The organism is Streptomyces sp. NPDC036813, from assembly GCF_055609245.1.
On sequence record NZ_JBVJPV010000018.1, the window covers coordinates 41,599 to 61,268 of the forward strand.

Below are 19,670 nucleotides of genomic sequence, written 5' to 3' on the forward strand. Positions count from 1 at the left end.
TCACACGCCGACCGGCTCGCCCGCCGCCGCCGCGATCTCCGCCTCGGCGACGACGCCGGTGACGCGGCGCAGCTTCTTCATCGGGGCCAGCTCGGAGTCGTAGACCTTCTTCACGCCGTCGCCGAGGGCACCCTCGATGGTGCGGATGTCGCGGACGAGGCGGGTGAGGCCCTGCGGCTCGACGGAGGCGGCCTGGTCGGAGCCCCACATGGCGCGGTCGAGGGTGATGTGCCGCTCGACGAAGCAGGCACCGAGGGCGACGGCGGCGAGGGTGGTCTGCAGGCCGGTCTCGTGGCCGGAGTAGCCGATCGGGACGTTCGGGTACTCCTTCTCCAGCGTGTTGATCACCCGGAGGTTCAGCTCCTCGGCCTTCGCCGGGTAGGTGGAGGTGGCGTGGCACATGACGATGTTGTCGCTGCCCAGGACCTCGACGGCGTGGCGGATCTGCTTCGGGGTCGACATGCCGGTGGACAGGATGACGGTCTTGCCAGTGGCGCGCAGGGCACGCAGCAGTTCGTCGTCGGTGAGGGAGGCGGAGGCCACCTTGTGGGCGGGTACGTCGAACTTCTCCAGGAAGGCGACGGCCTCGGTGTCCCACGGGGAGGCGAACCAGTCGATGCCCTTGGTACGGCAGTACTCGTCGATCTGGCGGTACTCGTCCTCGCCGAACTCCACGCGGTGGCGGTAGTCGATGTACGTCATCCGGCCCCACGGCGTGTCCCGCTCGATGTCCCACTGGTCGCGCGGGGTGCAGATCTCGGGGGTGCGCTTCTGGAACTTCACGGCGTCGCAGCCGGCCTCCACGGCGGCGTCGATCAGCCTGAAGGCGTTCTCCAGCTCACCGTTGTGGTTGATGCCGATCTCGCCGCAGATGTAGACGGGGCGGCCGGGGCCGACCTCGCGCGAACGGAACATGCGCAGACGGGAGTGGGTGCTCATGGCAGGGGTGTCCTTACTTGGAGAGCTGGGGGAGGTGGGGGAAGTCGGAGAGGTCGGGGAGCTCGTCGAGCCCGGCGAGGGAGTCGAGGCGGGGGCCGAGGAGCCAGCCGGCGATCTCCCGGATGGCTCCGTCGCCACCGGGGACGGTGGTGACGGCACGTGCGGCGCCGCGGACGACGTCGTGGGCGCTCGCGACCGCCACGGGCCAGCCGACGAGGGCGAAGCAGGGCAGGTCGTTGACGTCGTTGCCGACGTAGAGCACGCGCTCCGGCGCGATGCCCGTTTCCTCGCACCACTGCTTGAGTGCGAGGTCCTTGCGGTCGATGCCGTGCAGCACCGGCAGCTTCAGCTTGCGGGCGCGGGCGGCGACGACCGGGTTCTGTTCCGTGGACAGGATCAGCATCTTCAGGCCGCTGTCGCGCAGGGCCGCGATGCCGAGTCCGTCGCCGCGGTGCACGGAGACGAACTCCCGTCCCTCGGAGTCGATCAGCACCCGGTCGTCGGTCTGGGTGCCGTCGAAGTCGAGGACCACGGCGTCGATGTCGTCGTACGTGGGAAGTGCGCCGACGGGGGTGCCCCCTGCTCGAGCGGAGCCGGCAGCTCGGGGGAGGTCCGCTTCGAAGAGGGGGGCCAGCGCGCGGGCACGGGCGAGGTCGTGCGGGTCGTCGATCTCCAGCACGCGCGCGGGGTCGGTGCGCACGAGTTCCGTGCGGCCGAAGAAGCGGTGCCCGTGCTTGCGGAAGCCGGCCGCGTCCATGGCGTAGGCGGCGCCGGTCTCCAGGAAATCCTGGGGGCGGTCCTGGCGGCGCGGGCGGTAGGACTTGTCGTGGTTGACGCCGAAGCCGCCGTCCGACTCCTGTGCGGCGTCCTCCCGCCAGACGAAGCCGTGGAAGGGGGCCACCGTCACCGCCGTGTCGGCGCCCTGCTCGACGACGGCCGCGGCGACCCCGTCGACGTCCTCGCGAAGGAGGAAGGGGCTGGTGCACTGCACGAGGAGCACCACGTCCACGGGCGCGCCGTGCAGCGTCTCGTGCGCGTCCAGGGCGTGCAGGACCGCCGCCTCGGAGGTGGCTGTGTCGCCGGCGATGGCGGCGGGCCGCAGCACGACCTCGGCGCCGGCCTCGCGGGCGGCGGCCGCGATGGCCTGGTCGTCGGTGGAGACGACGACGTCGGTGACCAGCCGGGCGGTGCGGCACGCGCGCACGGCGCGGGCGACCAGCGGGACACCGCCGACGGGAGCGAGGTTCTTCGCGGGGACGCCCTTGGAGCCGCCGCGCGCGGGGATCACGGCGAGCACACGGGGCGGCGCCGGGGTGTCGGACATGGGGTCTTCTCCTTGGACTCCTGGCAGCGGGGTCACAGCTCCCCCATCCGCCGGATGACGGGCGCCACGCGCTGCACGCCGTGCCGGTAGGCGCCGCGCGCGGCCCGGCGCACGATCTGCCGGACGGGCCCGGGTTCCTTGTCGGCGGCGGGGGCGCCCGGCAGCGGGCTGCCGTCAGGGGCGAGGTGGTGGCGGGCGAGGATGCCGGGCAGGTAGCCGGGTGCGGTCTCGCTCGTGTAGTACGGCGTGAGGGCCGGCAGTCCGCCGGGCTGCGCGAGGAGTTCGGCGATCCGCTCGCGGGCGTCGTCGAAGGCGGCCGTGTACGACGTCTCCCCAGAGGGGGTGCCCCCGGCCGCCACGCCCTGCCGGGCCACCCACTTCGGATCGGGCTCGGGCCGGTGTCCGGCGTCGAGCTGGTCCCAGGAGGCCAGGCAGCCGGAGCCGGTGAAGTGGTGGTTGCCGAGCACCTCGCGCACCCCGAGGTCGGTGAGCACGACGGTGGGGATGCGGCGGTGCAGGGACTCCAGGGCCGCGGTGGAACTCACCGTCACCAGCAGGTCGGTGCGGTCGAGGACCTCGCCCATGTTGCCGTACACCAGGCGGAGGTTGGACGGCAGCGGGCCGGCCTTCTGCGCCAGCTTCTGGTAGGGCAGCTCCTCCAGGTGCGTGGTGTGCTCGCCGGGCCGGGAGCGCAGCTTGAGCAGCACCTCGCGCTCGGGGTGGAGGCGGGCGTGCCGGATGAGCCGGTGCAGGAGGTAGGTGCGGTCCTTGCGGGTCTCCGGGACGGAGGGCTGGGCGGCGAACACCACGGTGTACGGGGTGTGTTCACCGGTGTAGGGAGCGCCGCCGAGGAACGGCAGGGCGACCTCGGTGACCGCGCCGGCGTCGGCGCCCACGCCCTCGTACACCGCGCGGAAACGTTCGGCGTCCTGGCGGGAGTTGGCGAGGACGAGGTCCGCGCCGTGCCGCAGCAGCAGGCCGTCGGCGAGCTTCTCGTAGACGACGCCGACGTAGCCGGTGACCACGACGGGCCGCGCGGCGCGGCCCTCCCAGGTCCGCTTCAGCCCGTGCAGCATCGCCTGTACCCCGCCTCCCACGAGCGCCAGCACGAGCACGTCGTACGGCTTCTCGCGCATGTCGCCGAGGAACTGAACGGCGGTCACCTCGCGCAGGGAGTCGGCCCGGACGCCGACTTCCCCGAGCTGGCGGGCGGTGGGGGTGGCGCGGCCCCGCAGAAGGTAGCCGTGGAGGCGGACTTCGGCGCCCTCGGGAAGAAGACGGCGCGCGGTGAGCGCACCCCATTTCCACCGGGTGTCGGAATCCGCGAGAACGGCGACTCGCAGGGTGTTCGTTGCACTGACTGGCACGCCGAAGACGCTAGGAAGGCATTCCGAGGTGCGGCCCAACCGGAACGCAACAAACGGTTAACAGCATGTCGCCGTACGGCGAATCGGCACGTGAATGAGGCCGGTACGGGCTGGATTCACGACTCCGCCACGCGTCGTTCACCCCTCGGCAAACCGACGGCAAAGACGCGGGCCGGAACCGCGCCCTAACGTCACCTGCGTGGTCAAGCTCTCCGTCATCGTGCCCTTCTACAACGTGCAGCAATACGCCCCGGCCGCCGTCCGGTCCCTGCGCGCCAACGCCCGGGAGGACTTCGAGTTCATCCTGATCGACGACTGTTCGACGGACGGCACGAGGGAAATCCTCGAACGCGCCGAGCGTGAACTTCCCGGCGCGGTGCTGATCCGACGTACTGAGAAAGGGGTGTCCGCCGCACGCAACACCGGAATCGACGCGGCCCGTGGCGAGTATCTGACGTTCATGGACGGAGACGACTACGCCGCCCCTGGCTATTTCGCGCAATTGGTCGATTCCATCGAGTCGTTGGGCTGTGATTTCGTCCGCACCGACCACGTGCGGTTCACCGGAAGTCAGCGCACCCTGTACCGGGTGCCGTTCGGGCCGCGTGACACCGTCGTCGACCCGCGCGCGGTGATCCTTCCGGCGGAGCGCTCCACCCCGGTGGACTACCCGTACTCCTGGGCCGGCGCCTACCACCGGCGGCTGGTCGACGAGGGGCTGCTGCACTTCCCCGAGGATCTGCGCACCGCCGAGGACCGGCCCTGGATCTGGCGGCTGCACCGCAAGGCGAAGTCCTTCGCGGTGCCGAGCGTTTTCGGCATCTTCTACCGGCGGGGCGTCACGTCCTCGCTGACGCAGATCGGCGACACCCGGCAGCTGGACTTCATCCGCTCCTTCGACCGGGTGCTGCTGGAGACCGCCGAGGACCCGGACGCGGACCTCTTCCTGCCCAAGGCCGTGCGCACCTACTGCGCCATCATCAGCCACCACCTGGCCACCATCGAGAAGTTCGAGGCGCCGGTGGCCCGCAGACTCCGTTCCCTGAGCGCCGCCGCCCTGCGCCGGATGCCGCAGGACCTGCTCAACGACACCCTGGACTCCATGGACCTCGACCGCGCCACCCAGCTGCGCCGACTGCGCCGCAGGCCCACGACGGCCTCGGAGGCCGTGGCATGAGCGACCGCCGTACCACCCGGATCTTCTGCGCCTCGACCCTCTACGGCGCCGCCACGCTGGCCGCCGCGCTCGACGCCGACTGTTTCGGCCCCGCGGACCGGCGGCTGCTGCTGGTCAGCGACAACGGCGCGACACCGGAGCTGAGCGAGCCCTTCGACGCCTCGCCCGCCTTCGCGCACCTGCGGGACCGCTTCGACGGCGTGCTGTCGTGGAACGAGGCCATCTCCCCCTTCCACCCCGGGGGCTGGGCCCCGCGTCCGGACGACCAGATCCTCTGGGAGCGCTATCTGCGGATGCTGTGGGACCTGGGCGACGACCGGATCGAACTGGCGGTGGAATCCATCCAGGTCAGTCCGGCGCTGGCGATCTGCCAGGTCTTCGGCGGCGCGCCCGTCGACGTCTACGCGGACGGGCTGATGTCCTACGGTCCGACCCGCTTCAAGATCGACCCGCTGGTGGGGACCCGGGTGCGGCGGGTGCTGCACCTGGACCTCGTGCCGGGCCTCGCGCCGCTGCTGCTCACGGAGTTCGGGGTCGCGCCCGAGATCGTGCCGACGGACGCCTTCCTGAAGGTGCTCGGCGAACTCGGCTCCACGGGCGAGGAGCTCCCGGCGGTCGAGGGGGCGGCGCTGCTGCTCGGCCAGTACCTGTCCGCGCTGGACATCCTCACCGGCGAGGAGGAGGAAGACCTCCATGTGCGGATGCTGCGCGGTGCGGTGGCCCTCGGCCACACGCGTGTGGTGTTCAAGCCGCACCCCTCGGCCCCGGTCCGCTGGTCGCGGGCGCTGGAGCGGGAGGCGGAGCGGCTCGGCGCCGAACTGACCGTGCTGGACACCCCCGTACTGGCAGAGGTGGTGTACCAGCGGATGTGCCCGGCACTGGTCGTCGGCTGCTTCTCCACCGCGCTGCTGACCGCGTCGGCGCTGTACGGCCTGCCGGTCGCGCGCACCGGCACCGGACTGCTGCTGGAGCGGCTCGCCCCGTACGAGAACAGCAACCGGGTCCCGGTCACCATCGTCGACGCGCTGCTGCCCGACCTGGCGGACGGCGACGCCGTGCGCGAGCAGCGCCGGGGTCTGGGCGTGGACGCCCTCACCGAGTTGCTGCGGGCGGTCGGCTATGCGATGCAGTCGAAGATCTACCCGGAGCTGCGTCCGGCCGCCGAGCGGTATCTGAGCCGCCGGCTGAACGCCCATACCTGGCGGTACTTCAAGCGCCGCCGCCTGACCTCGCTGGGCCTGCCCGGCGGGGTGCCGGCGCAGCTGGCGTTCATCCCGCGCAACGCGACGGTGCGCCGGATGGCGCGGCGCGCGCGGACGCTGCGACGGCGGGTGATCCGCCGCGGCGACGTGTGACCGTTGCCGGTGGGCCCCGCCCGTTTTCGTCGCCGGCAACGCCTGAATGAACTCTCGCGGACGGCCGGGCGAAAGGTCGCCGCGAGGGCTCGAGGCGGCCGGTGGGCCCCGTTAGCGTCCGGTTGAGTTGACGAGCTTCGATGAGAGGTCCCTGTGATCGACACGCCCGCGGACACCCTGGGGAGCGCCGCGGCCGGCCCGGCGGTGCGCACCACGATTCCGCAGCCGCCGGCCAAACCCCGCACGGTGCGGCTGCGCGCCCTTGACGGGCTGCGCCTGGTGGCCGCGCTGATGGTGGCGGCCTACCACTACGGCGGCCGGGGCGGCGAGGTCACCAAGGCCTGGGGCAGCTCTCCGCGCTCGCAGTTCCCGACCCTGCACACCCTGTTCGCCTACGGCTGCCTGGGCGTGCAGATCTTCTTCGTCATCAGCGGTTTCGTGATCTGCATGAGCGGCTGGGGCCGGCCCCTGCGCTCGTTCTTCGCCTCCCGCGCCTCCCGGCTGCTGCCCGCGTACTGGGTGGCGATCGTGCTGGTGACGGCCGTGATGGCGCTGCCGGTGCTGACGTACAGGACGGTGTCGGCGAGCGAGACGCTGGTCAACTTCACCATGCTCCAGATGCCGCTCGGGGCCCACCGGGTGCTCGGGGTGTGCTGGACGCTGTGGGCGGAAGTCCGCTTCTACGCCCTGTTCGCGCTGTGCATCGTGCTGCCGGGTGCCAACCGGCGCCGCGTGATCCTGTTCTGCGCCTGCTGGACGCTGGCGGCGGCGATCGCGGGCGGGCTGAACCAGCCGGTGCTGGACGCGGTGGTGATGCCGGACTACGCGCCGTTCTTCATCGGCGGCATGGGCCTGTACCTGGTGCACCGCGACCGCCGCGACGCCTACGCCTGGGGCATCACCGCGGTCAACTGGCTGATCGGCCAGCAGGTCGCGGTGCGCAGCCTGTGGCACCCGGCGACGCCGGACATGTTCTCCTACCGCAGTGCCTACGGCGTCATCCTGATCGTCACGCTCGGCTTCCTCGCCGTCGCCGCGATCGCGCTGGGCTGGCTGAACTGGGCGAACTGGCGCTGGCTGACCGTGGCCGGCGCGCTGACGTACCCGTTCTACCTGGTCCACGAGCACCTGGGCTGGCCGGTGATCCAGGCCCTCCACCGCGGGCTCGGCATCCCTTCCTACGGCACGTTCCTGCTCACCGTGGCGATCATGCTGGTGCTGGCGTGGCTGATGAACAAACTGGTGGAGGAACGCTTCACCCCGAAGCTGAGGGCTGTGCTGAACCGTCCCGTCAGCTGATGCCGTACCGCGCCTCGATGCCCGCCACGAGCAGGGCGAGACCCTCCTCGAAGTGGGTGTCGAAGTCGGTGAAGATCTCCGCGCTCGCGCGCGCCGACAGCGGGGAAGCCGGCCGTCCGGCGCTCGCGTTCGGCCACGTCGTAGCCCTCCCGGCGCTCACCCGGAGGGGGGGTTCAGGCCCTGTTCCTCGGTGACGGCGTCGCGGCCCACGTCCACTCCCCCGCCGGCGGGCAGGGACTGAACACCGGTGTCCAGGACGCGTACAACCTGGGCTGGAAGCTGGGGGCGGTACTCACCGCCCCCAGGGCACCGGAGCACCTGCTGGACACCTATGAAGAGGAGCGGCGCCCGATCGCGGCGGAGGTGCTCGCCCTGTCCACCGCCGTCCACCGTGGCGAGGCCCGGCGCGGGGCGGCGACCCGGCAGCTGGGGCTGGGCTACCGGGAGCCCTCGCTCACCGAGGAGACCCTGACCCGGGCGTCTTCCTCGTCCGCCCCGACGGCCACGTCGGCTGGGCGGGCGAGACGCTGGAGGGGCTGGTGAAGTACCTGGCCAGGACCGGCGCCGCGAAGGCACGGTGAGCGCACCGCCGGCCCGGCTCCCGGCGCAGTGTCACGCGCTCGCGAGCGACAGCTTCACCGCGAAGCCGAGGAACAGCGCTCCCGCCGCCGACGTCGCCCCGGCCGCCAGGCGCTTGCGTCGGCGGAAGGCGTCGGCCAGGCGGGTGCCGCCGAATATCAGCAGCGACAGGTAGAGGAAGCTGGCCGTCTGCAGCAGGGCGCCGAGGACGACGAAGGACAGCGCCGGGTAGGCGTAGTGCGGGTCGACGAACTGCACGAAGAAGGAGATCAGGAACAGGATCGCCTTCGGGTTCAGCAGCGAGACCACCAGGGCGCGCCGGTAGGGCCGCTCGTCGGCGGCCGTCTGCTCGGCGGACGGCCGGTCGGCCACCTCCGGCCGCTCACCGCGCCCCTTCCACATCGCCCGGGCCGAGCGCAGCATGCCGTACGCCATCCACGCGAGGTATCCGGCGCCGGCGTACTTCACCACCAGGAACAGCAGCGGGGTGGTGGTCAGCACGGAGGCCGCGCCGAGCGCCGCCAGCGTCATCAGGATCGTGTCCCCGGTGAACACCCCGGCCGCCGCCTTGTACCCGGTGCGGATGCCCTTGCGGGCGGCGACGGACAGGACGTAGAGCGAGTTGGGGCCGGGCAGCAGCACGATCAGCACGAGGCCGGCCAGATAGGTGGGGAGGTCGATGACGCCGAACATGGAAGGGAGTGTCGCACGGGGGTACGACACTCCTCATCGTGGTTTCGGTCACCGCGTCCGCGGCACCGATCAGAACGCGTCCGACGGCACGTACGTGCCCCACACCTCGCGCAGCGCGTTGCAGACCTCGCCGACCGTGGCGCGGGCGCGCAGGGCGTCCTTCATCGGGTAGAGGACGTTGTCCTCGCCCTCCGCCGCCTTCTTCAGGGCCGCGAGAGCCGAGTCCACGGCCGCCTGGTCGCGCTCGGCGCGCAGCTTCGCCAGGCGCTCCGCCTGCTGGGCCTCGATCGCCGGGTCGACGCGCAGCGGCTCGTACGGCTCCTCCTCGTCGAGCTGGAAGCGGTTGACGCCGACCACGACCCGCTCGCCGTTGTCGGTCTCCTGGGCGATGCGGTAGGCGTTGCGCTCGATCTCGCTCTTCTGGAAGCCGTGCTCGATCGCGTTGACCGCGCCGCCGAGGTCCTCGACCTTGCCCATCAGCTCCAGCGCCGCCGCCTCGACCTCGTCGGTCATCTTCTCGATGACGTAGGAGCCGGCGAAGGGGTCGACCGTCGCGGTGACGTCGGTCTCGTAGGCGAGGACCTGCTGGGTGCGCAGGGCGAGGCGGGCGGACTTGTCGGTGGGGAGGGCGATCGCCTCGTCGAAGGAGTTCGTGTGCAGCGACTGCGTGCCGCCGAGGACCGCGGCGAGGCCCTGGACGGCCACGCGGACCAGGTTCACCTCCGGCTGCTGCGCGGTGAGCTGCACACCCGCCGTCTGCGTGTGGAAGCGCAGCATCATCGACTTCGGGTTCTTCGCCCCGAACTCGTCCTTCATCACCCGCGCCCAGATCCGGCGCGCGGCGCGGAACTTGGCGACCTCCTCCAGGATCGTCGTACGGGCGACGAAGAAGAAGGACAGACGGGGCGCGAAGTCGTCGACGTCCATGCCGGCCGCGACGGCGGTGCGCACGTACTCGATGCCGTCGGCGAGGGTGAAGGCGATCTCCTGCGCGGGGGACGCGCCGGCCTCGGCCATGTGGTAGCCGGAGATCGAGATCGTGTTCCACTTCGGGATCTCGGCCTTGCAGTACTTGAAGATGTCGGCGATCAGCCGCAGCGACGGCTTGGGCGGGAAGATGTACGTCCCGCGCGCGATGTACTCCTTCAGCACGTCGTTCTGGATCGTGCCGGTCAGCTTGTCGGCGCTGACGCCCTGCTCCTCGGCCACCAGTTGGTACAGCAGCAGCAGGAGGGAGGCGGGCGCGTTGATCGTCATCGACGTGGACACCTTGTCCAGCGGGATGCCGTCGAACAGCACCCGCATGTCGTCGACCGAGTCGATCGCCACGCCCACCTTGCCGACCTCGCCGTGCGCGATCGGGGCGTCGGAGTCGTGGCCCATCTGGGTGGGCAGGTCGAAGGCGACCGACAGGCCCATGGTGCCGTTGGCGATCAGCTGCTTGTACCGGGCGTTGGACTCCACCGCCGTACCGAAGCCGGCGTACTGGCGCATCGTCCACGGCCGCCCGGTGTACATCGAGGGATACACACCGCGAGTGAAGGGGTACGAGCCCGGCTCGCCCAGCTTCTCCGCCGGGTCCCAGCCCGCCAGCGCCCCTGGCCCGTACACCGGCTCGATGGGCAGTCCGGACTCCGACTCGCGTGCCATGGTGTGCCTCCGCACTACATCTGTTACTCGCCAGTAGAAACCAACCCTCGCCACGGACTGTAGCGACGGCCGTGCGCCCGGTGGAGTGCCCCACGCTGGGACCTTGCTCACAACGATGCCGCGCCGTTCGCGAGGCGTCACGCCTGGAAAGCATCTGAAGGACACCAACCCTTCAGCGGTGAGACGGCGGGGGTCCGCGATGCGTATCAGGGGCATGATCAGATCGGTCGGCGCGAGGGCTGCCGCGGTGGCGGTGGTGACCCTCGGCGGCTGCACGGTGCAGGGCACGGGCGGCGGGCAGCGTTCACCGGTCCACGTCGACCTGCCGGGCACGTCCTCGCCGTCGCGTGGGCCGGCGCCCTCGTCCGGCGACTCCACCGGCTCCCCGGCCACCCCCGGCTCCTCCGACGGCAAGCCGAGTGCCGCGCCGCGGGTGCTGCTCGCTCCCGGAGACACCGGCCGGGAGGTGCGCGAACTCCAGGCCCGGCTGCGGCAGGTGGCGTGGCTGTTCGACGGCCCGACCGGCAGCTACGACGACCTCACCGAGCAGGCCGTGAAGGGTTTCCAGGGCAAACGCGGACTGCCGCGGACCGGCCGTCTCGACACGGTGACCTGGCAGCGGCTGCTGCGGATGACGCACGAACCCGGCAAGTGGGAGCTGTATCTGATGGGCGGTCAGCCGGCCGCCGCACCGGACCCCCGCTGCCTGACCGGGCGGGTGCTGTGCGTCAGCAAGTCCAGCCGCACCCTGCGCTGGATGATCGACGGGCGGACGGTGTCGACCATGTCGGTCCGCTTCGGCTCGCAGTACACGCCGACCCGGGAGGGCGTCTTCCACGTGTACTGGAAGTCCCGGCACCACGTGTCGACGCTGTACGACTCGCCGATGCCGTACGCGATGTTCTTCAGCGGCGGCCAGGCGGTGCACTACTCCTACGACTTCGCGGCACGGGGCTACGCCGGTGGCTCGCACGGCTGTGTCAACGTCCGGGACGAGACGGCGATCGCGGCGCTCTTCGCGCAGGTGCGCACCGGCGACAAGGTCGTCGTGTACTGGTGACGACGGGAGACCGGGAGGAGAGAGACGGGCGCGGGCGGGACCGGGGGAACGTGCCCCGCCCGCGCCAGGTGCACGAGCCGTAGGTACGGGGGGAACCCCGGCTCAGTGCGACGGCCGATGACCAGTCGGCTCACTCATTACTGCGCCGCTGCGGCAGAAAACGTCACACCCTGCCCGAAAATTTTTCTACGAGTTACATAACAGCAGGTCAGAGGGTGTGGGACGGGGTCGTCACCTGGCTGCTCCGGCCGTTGCCGACGGGGTGGTGACCTGCGCCGGGGCCGCCGGGCCCCTTGGAGCCACCCGAGCCGTTCGAGCTGCCGGAGCGCTTCGAGTTGCCGGAGTCCTTCGATGCGCCGGACCCCTTCGAGCCGCCGTGGCCGTGACCGTGGCCGCCCGACGGGCCGTGACCGTGACCGCCGGATCTGCCGTGGCCGTCGTCGTCACCGCCCTGGCCGCCGTCCTTGGCGCCGCCACCGGTGCCACCGGTGCCACCGCCCGCGCCGCCGCCCCGGCCGCCGGTGCCCTTGCCGCCCTGGCCCGCGTTGCCGGTGCCGCCCGTCGCGGCGTTGCCGCCGCCGTTCCTGCCGCCCTTGCCGGACGTGTCCTTGCCCGCGCCGGTGGTGCCGCGGACATCACCGCCCTGCGTCCTGCCCGCCCCGTCCTGACCGGTGCCGACGCCGGGAGCGGCGAGGACGGTCTTGCAGTACGCGCCCACCCGCGGGGCGCCGCCGGCCGCCGTTTCCAGGGCGCGCCGGCGGTCGCCGTCGAGGTCGTGGCCGCCCCGCAGGTCCTGGCACGCCTCGGTGATACGGCGTCGCAGGCCGTCGGCGGAGCCGGGGTCGCCCGCGGCGTCACGGTCGCCGCCACGCGCGGTGCCGGAGCCCGCGGTGCCGCCGGAGGAGGCCGTCCCCGGCCCGTCCGGCGACGGCCGGACCGACGGGCGCTCGGCGGTGGCGTCGGCCGACATCGACACACGGGGATCGGGCTCGGCGCCGCCGAAGGCCGGGAGCACCCCGGTCCCGGCCGCGACCGCGACACCGCCGACCGTCCCGGCGGCCACGACGGCGCACAGCGCCAGCCGCAGCGGGCGGCCCCAGCGGGAGCGACGGCCGGCCGGGTGCCCGGCACCGATCCGGACGACACCGTTGTCCGGGGCGTGGGCGTCGCCGGCGTGCGCGGTGCGCGCCATCCGGAAGGCGGCCAGGGCCGCGTTCTCACCGGCGAGTTCGGCATCGGCCTTCTCCGGTACGGCGGACAGCGCGCCCAGGGCCCGGGCGAGCCGTTCGGCCTCCTCGCGGGCGTCAGCGGGGACGGCGTCCAGCGGCTCTCCGCGCAGCAGACGCTCCGCCGTGTCGCGGTCCAGCCACCTGTACTGCTCGTCGGCCATCACATGTCCTTCTGCGTCCGCGCCCATCGTTGCGTCACACCGGCGGACGTCACCGCGCGGGCGCGCGGTTCTCTCTGCGGCGGCAGCGCGTCGAGCCCGCCGGCCGATTCCGGATCACCGTCCGGGCGCTCTCCGAGCAGTTCGGCGAGCTTCTTCAGGCCGCGGTGCGCCGCGGTGCGCACGGCGCCCGGCCGTTTGCCGAGGGTCTGGGCCGCCGTCTTGGCGTCGAGGCCGACGACCACGCGCAGCACGACGGCCTCCGCCTGGTCCTGCGGCAGCCGCGCGATGAGCGAGAGGGTGCGGTCGGTGGCCAGCGCCTCCATGGCCTCACCGGCGGTGTCGGACTCCGCGGGGCGGCCGGTCAGCTCGGTCTCGTCGCCGCCGACCGCGGGGCGGCGGCCGCGCATGCGTATGTGGTCCAGCGCCCGGTTGCGCGCGATCCGCGCGGCCCAGCCGCGGAAGCGGTCGGCGTCCCCCTCGAACCGCTCCAGATCGCGCGCGATCTGAAGCCAGGCCTCGGAGGCGACGTCTTCCGCTTCGAAGTCGCCGACCAGCGTCCTGACGTATCCGAGCAGTCGCGGATGCACGGTGCGGTACACGGTACGGAACGCGGTCTCGTCCCCGCCCTGCGCCGCACGCACCGCGGCTGTCAGCTCCGCGTCGTCCCCCAGCACCCTGGTTCCTCGATCGATGGTCGCGGTTCAAGACCGCAGGTGGTCGCGGTGGTCCGGGCCCCCCGCGGTCCGGCGCGAAAGGCACGTTACGGCCTTAAACCGCTGCTCGTCCATGTCGGTCCGGGATGCAACCATCTCGTGACGCGCACGGATGCCGACGGGGTGTGACAGAAAACGCACGCTCGGCGCTGTAGGAAGTACGGGCCGCCGCGCGGCCCGTGCCGCGCGACGGCCGGGGCCTCTCCTGTGGGGGGTGGCGGCCCCGGCCGTTGCCTTGGCGGCAGGACACACCGGTGACAGCGGCCTCCGCCCGCTCCCGGACGGCTTATTTCTTCGCTTCCTGCGCCTTCCCGGTCCCGCCGTGCGACTGCGTGCCGTGGGCGTCCGGCTGACCGTCGTGTCCGGTCCCGCGACCCGGCTGGGTGGGCCGGTCCGCCGTGGTGGGGTGCGCGGCCGGGCTCGCTCCCGGGTGCGCGAGCTGCTCGGCGCAGTACGCCTCGACCCGGTCCGCGCCGCCCGCGGCCGAGACCAGCCGCTGCCAGGCGGTGGCGTCGAGTGCCTTGCCGTCGTTGCGGACCCGCTCCCACGCGCGGCAGTGGGCCTTGGTGTCCTGGGCCGTCCCGGGCCGGTCGGGGCGGCCCGGGAGCCCGGTGCGGGGCGGGCCGGCGGAGGTGCCGGGCGCCGTACCGGTGGCCGTGTCCGCCGTGCGGCCGGGGCCGCTGGTGACGGGCCGGGAGCCGGGGCGGTCGCCGTCCGGGCCGCCCGCGCCGTCGGAGGAGGAACCGGGGGTGCCGATCGCCGCGAAGGCGACGCCCCCGAGGGTGAGGCTCGCCGCCAGCACGGACAGCGCGGCCTTCAGCGAGCGCCGGGGGCGCCGCGCGCGGGGCCGCCAGTCGTCGCGCCGCCGGGTACCGGCCCGGTGGGCGCCCGCGTCCCGGGCGGCACAGAAGGCGGCCACCGCGCGCTGCTCGGCGTCCGGATCGACGTCACCGCTCAGGATCGCGGCGGCCAGCAGGTCCTCGAGCGCGAGGTGGTCACCGCGGGTCGCCTGTCCCGCGGGGAGCAGCGGGGAGCCGGGCGTGACGTGGTCACCGGCCGGCGTCGGGACGTCGTCGGGGGCGTGGGTCGCGGACGCGGGCGCGCCAGGGTGGATGTGCCGGCGAGTGTGCGGCTCGCCGCCCCTGTGCGTGTCACCCATGTCCGTGTCCGTCCCTTTCCGGCCGGCCCGCTGGGCCAGGCTCGTGCTGTGGGGTGTACGGCCTGCCGCCGCCACCGTTCATTTCGACTCCCCCAGCGTCCGGGAAGCCTCATCCGTCACACCTTCGCCCGCCGGGGCCGCCACGCCGAGCTGCCGGGCGAGCCGCCGCAGCCCCCGGTGGGCGGCGGTGCGGACCGCGCCCGGGCGCTTGCCGAGGACCCGTGCCGTCGCGGGGCCGTCGAGCCCGACGACCACCCGCAGCAGCACCGCCTCGGCCTGGTCGCGGGGCAGCCCGCGCACGAGGGCGAGCGTCTCCTCGGTGGCGAGCGACTCCAGCGCCTGGTCGTGCGTGCTGTGCGGCCCGGGCAGCTCCAGCAGCTCCGCGTCCAGCGCCGCCGGCCGGGGCCGGGAGCGCCGGCGGCGCAGATGGTCCAGCGCCCGGTGCCGGGCGATGGTGGCCGTCCAGCCGCGAAAGCCCGCGCCGTCGCCCTTGAACCGCCCGAGGTCGCGCGCTATCTCCAGCCAGGCATCGGAGGCCACGTCCTCGGCGTCATCCCCCACCAGGCCGCGCAGATAGCCGAGCAGACCGGGCTGCACGATCCGGTACGCGACGGCGAAAGCGGCCTCGTCACCGCCCTGGGCCCGTGCGACCGCCGCACCCAGCTCCCCGTCGTACGCCTGCGCACGCCGGGGCTTAGCTCCCTGGCCCAAGTCCGCCCTCGTTCGTCGTCCACGCCTCCACGGTCATCAGCGTCGCGGCTCACAGAAGTGTCACAGCATGTCAGGCGGCCGCTCGCCGTGCCCTGCCGTGCAGGGTGAGGTAGAAGGTCTGCAGTGAGTCCTCGGGGGCGCCCTCCGTGAAGCGGTTGAGGACCTTGCCGAGCGGGTTCCAGACCCGCCCGTCGGGCATCCGCACCCCGACCGCCTGCCCGAAGTAGTGGCGCTGGTCGGCGTCGAGGTCCACCCAGGCGGCGCCCGCCCGGCGTACGAGGACCTCACCGACGTACGCACCGAGCCCGAACAACGTGCCTGCCACGCGCTCGTGTTCGGCACCGCCCTTGCGCAGTCCGTCGACGATGAAGTCCACGACCCGCAGGCTGCGCACGGAATAGTCGAGCGGCAGCCGGTGGCGTGCGCTCGCGCGGGCGACGAAGGCCGCCGCGTGCGGTCGCATCTGACGTGCGTACGGCATGCGTTGGTCCGCGGCGTCCATGGGCTCCCCCTCGCTCGGTCTCGGGAGGAACCCCGCGGCACCCCCCGACTACCAAGCGGATGCCGGGCGTTCGGCATCACGGGCCCCAAGGGTGTCCATTGCCACAGCAAAAACCGGGCGCGGGCGTACAACCTTCGGAGCGCTCATGCGTCGCAGGGGGCCGGGCGGTGTCAGCCGGGCGCCGTCGCATCCCGGCACAGCAGGCGCAGCGAGCCGTGGCCGGCGTAGGCGCGGTGGGCCTCGTCCACCGGGTCCCACAGCTTGCCGTCGGGGGTGCGCACCCAGTGGTCGCCGCCGCTCGCCCACCACTCGGCACCGGCCTGGCGGACGATCACCTCACCGGCGTAGGCGCCGAATCCGCGCAGCACGGTCGCCACGGCGGCTTCGGGGGCGCCCTCCCTCCGTATCTCCTCGATCATCCGGTCGACACGCCACAGGCTCTGCGCGGAGTAGTCGAGGTGGAGGCGGGCGCCCTCGCGCATGGTGGCCACCACGTCGGCCGCCCACCGCGCGGGTTTGGCGGCGGCCTGCGGTCTGCCGTCCTGCCCGGGCGTCCGCTGGTGCCAGGTCGTGTACTGGGAGGTAACAGTCGTCACGTACCCAAGAGCGCACCGGACCGGTGCGGCGTCACGGGGTTCGGGGGGTGTTCGGCGAACCGGTGCGAGTCCGCCCCAGCGCCCCCGCACGACGGTCACAGGACCCGCGCACGGCGGCGGGTTTCACGGGGCCGTTGCGGGGTTCAGGCCCGTCCGCGGGACCGGCGCGAGACCACCGCGCGCAGCACCCGGCGGCCCTCGGTGGAGACGTCCAGGGCCCGGCGCAGGCCGGACGTGCCGTGCTCGGCGAGGACTTCGAGGACGGTGACCTGGCGGCGCAGTTCGGCGGCGACCAGCGGGGAGATGCCGTCGGTACGGCCCTGGCGGCGCGCGTCGACGCCGGAGGTGTCCTCGGCGGGGTCGAGCAGCCGGTGGATCTGCAGCGACGCGACCGAGCAGGCGTCCGCCCACACCCGCACCTGCGGAGCGAACCGCTCGTCCGGCGCGGCGGCGAGCATCCGCTGGGCCAGCAGGGTCGCCTCGTCGCCGGCACCGGCGGACACCGCGAGTCTGCCGCGCGCCGCGTCGAGCAGGTCGCCCCAGGCGCCGCCGGCGTCATCGGCGAGATTGGCCCACAGGGGCCGCAATGCCTCGTCGTCGCCGCCCAGCAGGGGCAGGCACCGATCCAAACAAGCCAGTCCGCTCGCGGCCAGCCCGCGTTCGTCAGCCTGCGAGATGAGATCCACCAGACTCATCCACGCCTCCCTCGACGGGGCGCCATCCCTTACGGAGCCCGCACTTCCCCTTACTGCGTGCGACGCCCGCGCAGTGTCACAGGGGTACCACACCGAGCCGGTCGAGGAAGGCGAAGAAGATATTTTCGGCCAGCGGATCGGGCGTGGCGGTGAGGACGGCGAGCAGCGCCTGCGCGCGGACCGTGTGCCCGGCTTCCGCCGCCCAGGCGACGGCGTGCCCGGCGGCGTCGTCCGGCGACAGGAAGTAGTCCTGCGCGCTGAGGCCGTCCTCGCCGAGATATCCGGCCATCGCCTCCCATCCCAGGCAGGTGGTCCATGTGCCGCTCTCGGGGGCCGCCGCCTCCACGACCACGCAGTCGCTGTCCATGACGTACCCGAACAGGGCGGGCGCCCCGGTCTCGCGGGCCAGCGTGTTCATGCTGCCGATGTCGCCCTCGCCGCTCGGGTACTCCCACACCTGCCAGCCGCCCGGTGCCGCGGTGCGCTGCCGCAGTCCCGGCAGCCCCGCCAGCGTGTCCAGCCCGTCCAGCGGCCGCTCACCGCGGCCCACGACGAAGTACCCCCAGTAGCCCATGTCCGTCCCCCCGGCTCTGCCCGTGCACGGCTGCGGTCGCGCCGAATACACCACAGCCGTACGGCCCGCCGCAGCCGGTTCGGGGAACCGATCAGCCGAGCTCGGCGGCCAGGGACGTGAACTGCGTCCAGGGGACGGCGGGTTCGCCCGGGTTCCAGAGCTTCTGCACCGTCGCCCGCAGCGGCATCCGGATGCCGGCCGCGACCTGGTCCTCGGTCCGGGCGTTCGGGAAGTCGCCCCAGACCGCGAAGGAGCCGCCGAGGATCTGCCCGTCGTAGCGCGCGGGCACCGGCCGGCTGCCGCGCAGCACCCGCGGGGTCCACTGCTCGTAGATCCGCTGCCCCGTCGGGTAGACGAACCGGTTCGGCTGCCCGAGGACGTAGTAGAGGTACGAGTCGTTGTAGTTGATCACCTTGCGGCCGGCGCTCAGGTACTCCTCGGGCCGACGCGCCCCGATCTCCTTGCCGGTCCAGTACGCCACCTGGAGGTCGGCGGCCGGCTCGACGGAGGTGCCCGGGTAGAAGCCGTCGTTCCAGGCGCGCAGGGTGCGGTGGTGGGCGCGGACGGTGTCGGCACGGTCGTCGAGCCAGCCGGTGGCCAGGTCGGCGATGGTGCCCGAGGGGCCGTGGGCGGCACGGGCGGCGGCCGCGAGCCGCGGGTAGCTCGCCGCGGGGTCCTTCGCCATCAGCGCCTGGTACTCGTCGCCGCCGAGGTTCCACTGGTCGCCGGGGAACACACCGGCGTACTCGTCGAGCAGGTCGTCGACGATCCGGGCGGCCGCGTCCCGGGAGATGTCGACGGCGCCGCGGGCCACGTTGCCGCGCGCACTGACGAGCTTCAGCTCGGGATGGGCTGCGAGGACGGCCCCGAGGTGCCCAGGCGAGTCGATCTCCGGCACGACGGTGATGTGCCGGTCCCGGGCCAGCTGGACGATGTGCTCGACCTGCGCCTTGGTGAGATGGGTCCCGGACACGATCTCCGGGTGGCCGGCGGACTCGATGCGGAAGCCCTGGTCGTCGGAGAAGTGCAGCCCCAGCTCGTTGAACTTCAGATCGCCCAGCTCGCGGATGCGGTCCTCGATCCAGCCGGCGGTGAACGGCTTGCGCGCGATGTCCAGCATGAACCCGCGCACCGGCTTCGCCGGCTCGTCCCGCACCACGCCCTCAGGCGCGCCGCCTGCGCCCCGCACCTCCTGCTTCAGCGTGCGCGTGCCGTAGAAGACACCGGCCTCACCGGGTCCGCTGATCACCACCCGCCCTGCGCGCACGGTCATGGTGTACGACTCCGGGTCGCCGCCCTCCTCACCACTGAGCGCCAGTCGTACGTCGCCGGCGCGCACGTCGTCGCGCTGCCCGCCGTAGGCGAGCCCCAGCTCACCGGCGACCAGCCTGCCCTCGTCGGCCAGCTCGGGGTCGCTGACCACGACGCGGGAGCCGCGCGCCGGACGCCAGCCCGGCCCGCGCGCCGGGGTGTGCGCCCGCACCGCGGGGATGGTGCGCGGGGCGGTGGACAGCGGGTAGGAGCGCGTGGGGCGGGGCGGGGTGGGGGGCTCGCCGGACGCCACCCGATCGGGTGACCCGGCCCCGGAGGGCCGCGCCGTCGGGCCGCCGGAGGTCCCGCCGCCCGCCGAGGCCCACACCCCGACGCCGACGCCGAGCGCGACGGTCCCGGCCAACGCCGCCGTGACGACGAGCCGCCTGTGCCTGCCGCTGTGCTCGCCGTGCCTGCTGTGCTTGCGCCTGTGCTGGCTCACCTCGCCAACGTACGGCTCCGCGCGGCACCCCTTCGTGTCCGCCACGTCCCCCGGAGTGTCCACCGCACATCCGGAAACTCTCCCGTGCGGGTGAAATCCGGGCATCCGTCGGACACACCGTGACCACTCTCGAT

The 19,670-nt window shown here is 72.9% G+C and carries 18 protein-coding genes and 2 pseudogenes; 5 read left to right on the forward strand and 15 right to left on the reverse strand.

Translation table 11 applies throughout. The features are described from left to right. The 3 genes from ACZ67Q_RS31645 to ACZ67Q_RS31655 are packed head-to-tail and all read right to left on the reverse strand — an operon-like array spanning position 1 to position 3,630. Complete coding sequence (locus ACZ67Q_RS31645) at positions 1–939, reverse strand: N-acetylneuraminate synthase family protein (RefSeq protein WP_471189192.1); 939 nt, start codon at positions 937–939, stop codon at positions 1–3. A gap of 13 nt (positions 940–952) precedes the next feature. Then, positions 953–2,263 carry a cytidylyltransferase domain-containing protein gene (locus ACZ67Q_RS31650; RefSeq protein ID WP_471189194.1) on the reverse strand — a complete coding sequence of 437 codons (1,311 nt, stop codon included), beginning with the start codon at positions 2,261–2,263 and terminating at the stop codon, positions 953–955. 32 nt (positions 2,264–2,295) lie between these two features. Beyond that, the gene (locus ACZ67Q_RS31655) at positions 2,296–3,630 is read right to left on the reverse strand and encodes a DUF6716 putative glycosyltransferase (protein WP_471189197.1); all 1,335 of its coding nucleotides are present in this window, start codon (positions 3,628–3,630) and stop codon (positions 2,296–2,298) included. 199 nt (positions 3,631–3,829) lie between these two features. Here ACZ67Q_RS31655 and ACZ67Q_RS31660 point away from each other — a divergent pair, with 199 nt between their 5' ends. The 3 genes from ACZ67Q_RS31660 (at position 3,830) to ACZ67Q_RS31670 (ending at position 7,461) form a co-directional block, all read left to right on the forward strand. Next, positions 3,830–4,807 (forward strand): glycosyltransferase family 2 protein, encoded by a 978-nt coding sequence (locus tag ACZ67Q_RS31660; RefSeq protein WP_471189200.1) that lies wholly within the window; start codon positions 3,830–3,832, stop codon positions 4,805–4,807. Then, entirely contained in the window at positions 4,804–6,162 is a 1,359-nt protein-coding gene (locus ACZ67Q_RS31665; RefSeq protein WP_471189202.1) for a polysialyltransferase family glycosyltransferase, read from the forward strand. The genes ACZ67Q_RS31660 and ACZ67Q_RS31665 overlap by 4 nt, the downstream gene beginning before the upstream one ends. Before the next feature lie 204 nt (positions 6,163–6,366). After that, on the forward strand, positions 6,367–7,461 hold the full coding sequence (locus tag ACZ67Q_RS31670; RefSeq protein WP_471189439.1) for an acyltransferase family protein: 1,095 nt from the start codon (positions 6,367–6,369) through the stop codon (positions 7,459–7,461). Here the strand turns inward: ACZ67Q_RS31670 and ACZ67Q_RS31675 are convergent. Next, positions 7,454–7,656 (reverse strand): annotated as a pseudogene (locus tag ACZ67Q_RS31675) (TetR/AcrR family transcriptional regulator C-terminal domain-containing protein); the annotation flags it as partial. The gene ACZ67Q_RS31670 and the pseudogene ACZ67Q_RS31675 overlap by 8 nt on opposite strands. On the opposite strand from ACZ67Q_RS31675, the pseudogene ACZ67Q_RS31680 reads away from it, so the two are divergent. Continuing rightward, positions 7,657–8,042, forward strand: a pseudogene (locus ACZ67Q_RS31680) (FAD-dependent monooxygenase); the annotation flags it as partial. It abuts the pseudogene before it with no gap. 31 nt (positions 8,043–8,073) lie between these two features. Here the strand turns inward: ACZ67Q_RS31680 and leuE are convergent. After that, positions 8,074–8,733 (reverse strand): leucine efflux protein LeuE, encoded by a 660-nt coding sequence (gene leuE / locus ACZ67Q_RS31685; RefSeq protein ID WP_471189204.1) that lies wholly within the window; start codon positions 8,731–8,733, stop codon positions 8,074–8,076. Between the two features lie 69 nt (positions 8,734–8,802). Beyond that, on the reverse strand, positions 8,803–10,383 hold the full coding sequence (locus ACZ67Q_RS31690) for an acyl-CoA mutase large subunit family protein (protein WP_471189207.1): 1,581 nt from the start codon (positions 10,381–10,383) through the stop codon (positions 8,803–8,805). A 199-nt stretch (positions 10,384–10,582) separates the two neighbouring features. Here ACZ67Q_RS31690 and ACZ67Q_RS31695 point away from each other — a divergent pair, with 199 nt between their 5' ends. Continuing rightward, positions 10,583–11,443: a L,D-transpeptidase family protein gene (locus tag ACZ67Q_RS31695; RefSeq protein ID WP_471189210.1), complete on the forward strand. Its 861-nt coding sequence runs from the start codon at positions 10,583–10,585 to the stop codon at positions 11,441–11,443. Positions 11,444–11,651: 208 nt separating this feature from the next. Here ACZ67Q_RS31695 and ACZ67Q_RS31700 read toward each other — a convergent pair whose 3' ends face one another. From ACZ67Q_RS31700 to ACZ67Q_RS31740, 9 genes are all read right to left on the reverse strand, one after another. Next, complete coding sequence (locus ACZ67Q_RS31700; protein ID WP_471189212.1) at positions 11,652–12,833, reverse strand: hypothetical protein; 1,182 nt, start codon at positions 12,831–12,833, stop codon at positions 11,652–11,654. Next, entirely contained in the window at positions 12,833–13,507 is a 675-nt protein-coding gene (locus tag ACZ67Q_RS31705; RefSeq protein ID WP_471189215.1) for an RNA polymerase sigma factor, read from the reverse strand. Before ACZ67Q_RS31705 ends, ACZ67Q_RS31700 begins: the two co-directional genes overlap by 1 nt. A gap of 325 nt (positions 13,508–13,832) precedes the next feature. Then, positions 13,833–14,705, reverse strand: coding sequence for a hypothetical protein (locus tag ACZ67Q_RS31710; protein WP_471189217.1), 873 nt, complete (start codon positions 14,703–14,705; stop codon positions 13,833–13,835). A gap of 78 nt (positions 14,706–14,783) precedes the next feature. After that, positions 14,784–15,416 carry an RNA polymerase sigma factor gene (locus tag ACZ67Q_RS31715; protein ID WP_471189220.1) on the reverse strand — a complete coding sequence of 211 codons (633 nt, stop codon included), beginning with the start codon at positions 15,414–15,416 and terminating at the stop codon, positions 14,784–14,786. 70 nt (positions 15,417–15,486) lie between these two features. Further along, positions 15,487–15,918, reverse strand: a complete 432-nt coding sequence (locus ACZ67Q_RS31720) for a hypothetical protein (protein WP_471189222.1) — start codon at positions 15,916–15,918, stop codon at positions 15,487–15,489. A 170-nt stretch (positions 15,919–16,088) separates the two neighbouring features. Then, entirely contained in the window at positions 16,089–16,514 is a 426-nt protein-coding gene (locus ACZ67Q_RS31725; RefSeq protein WP_471189225.1) for a hypothetical protein, read from the reverse strand. 143 nt (positions 16,515–16,657) lie between these two features. Next, positions 16,658–17,209 (reverse strand): hypothetical protein, encoded by a 552-nt coding sequence (locus ACZ67Q_RS31730; RefSeq protein WP_471189227.1) that lies wholly within the window; start codon positions 17,207–17,209, stop codon positions 16,658–16,660. 76 nt (positions 17,210–17,285) lie between these two features. Then, positions 17,286–17,783, reverse strand: a complete 498-nt coding sequence (locus ACZ67Q_RS31735) for a hypothetical protein (protein WP_471189229.1) — start codon at positions 17,781–17,783, stop codon at positions 17,286–17,288. Positions 17,784–17,874: 91 nt separating this feature from the next. Then, complete coding sequence (locus ACZ67Q_RS31740; RefSeq protein ID WP_471189232.1) at positions 17,875–19,641, reverse strand: beta-N-acetylhexosaminidase; 1,767 nt, start codon at positions 19,639–19,641, stop codon at positions 17,875–17,877. Between the last annotated feature and the right edge of the window lie 29 nt (positions 19,642–19,670).

Bases quoted from the DNA above. Each gene is read 5' to 3' on its own strand.
- ACZ67Q_RS31665 (WP_471189202.1), top strand. From the start codon at position 4,804: ATGAGCGACCGCCGTACCACCCGGATCTTCTGCGCCTCGACCCTCTAC.
- ACZ67Q_RS31730 (WP_471189227.1), bottom strand. From the start codon at position 17,209: ATGAGTCTGGTGGATCTCATCTCGCAGGCTGACGAACGCGGGCTGGCC.
- ACZ67Q_RS31710 (WP_471189217.1), bottom strand. From the start codon at position 14,705: ATGGGTGACACGCACAGGGGCGGCGAGCCGCACACTCGCCGGCACATC.
- ACZ67Q_RS31735 (WP_471189229.1), bottom strand. From the start codon at position 17,783: ATGGGCTACTGGGGGTACTTCGTCGTGGGCCGCGGTGAGCGGCCGCTG.
- ACZ67Q_RS31700 (WP_471189212.1), bottom strand. From the start codon at position 12,833: ATGGCCGACGAGCAGTACAGGTGGCTGGACCGCGACACGGCGGAGCGT.
- ACZ67Q_RS31645 (WP_471189192.1), bottom strand. From the start codon at position 939: ATGAGCACCCACTCCCGTCTGCGCATGTTCCGTTCGCGCGAGGTCGGC.
- ACZ67Q_RS31740 (WP_471189232.1), bottom strand. From the start codon at position 19,641: ATGCCCGGATTTCACCCGCACGGGAGAGTTTCCGGATGTGCGGTGGAC.
- ACZ67Q_RS31695 (WP_471189210.1), top strand. From the start codon at position 10,583: ATGCGTATCAGGGGCATGATCAGATCGGTCGGCGCGAGGGCTGCCGCG.
- leuE (WP_471189204.1), bottom strand. From the start codon at position 8,733: ATGTTCGGCGTCATCGACCTCCCCACCTATCTGGCCGGCCTCGTGCTG.
- ACZ67Q_RS31650 (WP_471189194.1), bottom strand. From the start codon at position 2,263: ATGTCCGACACCCCGGCGCCGCCCCGTGTGCTCGCCGTGATCCCCGCG.
- ACZ67Q_RS31690 (WP_471189207.1), bottom strand. From the start codon at position 10,383: ATGGCACGCGAGTCGGAGTCCGGACTGCCCATCGAGCCGGTGTACGGG.
- ACZ67Q_RS31720 (WP_471189222.1), bottom strand. From the start codon at position 15,918: ATGGACGCCGCGGACCAACGCATGCCGTACGCACGTCAGATGCGACCG.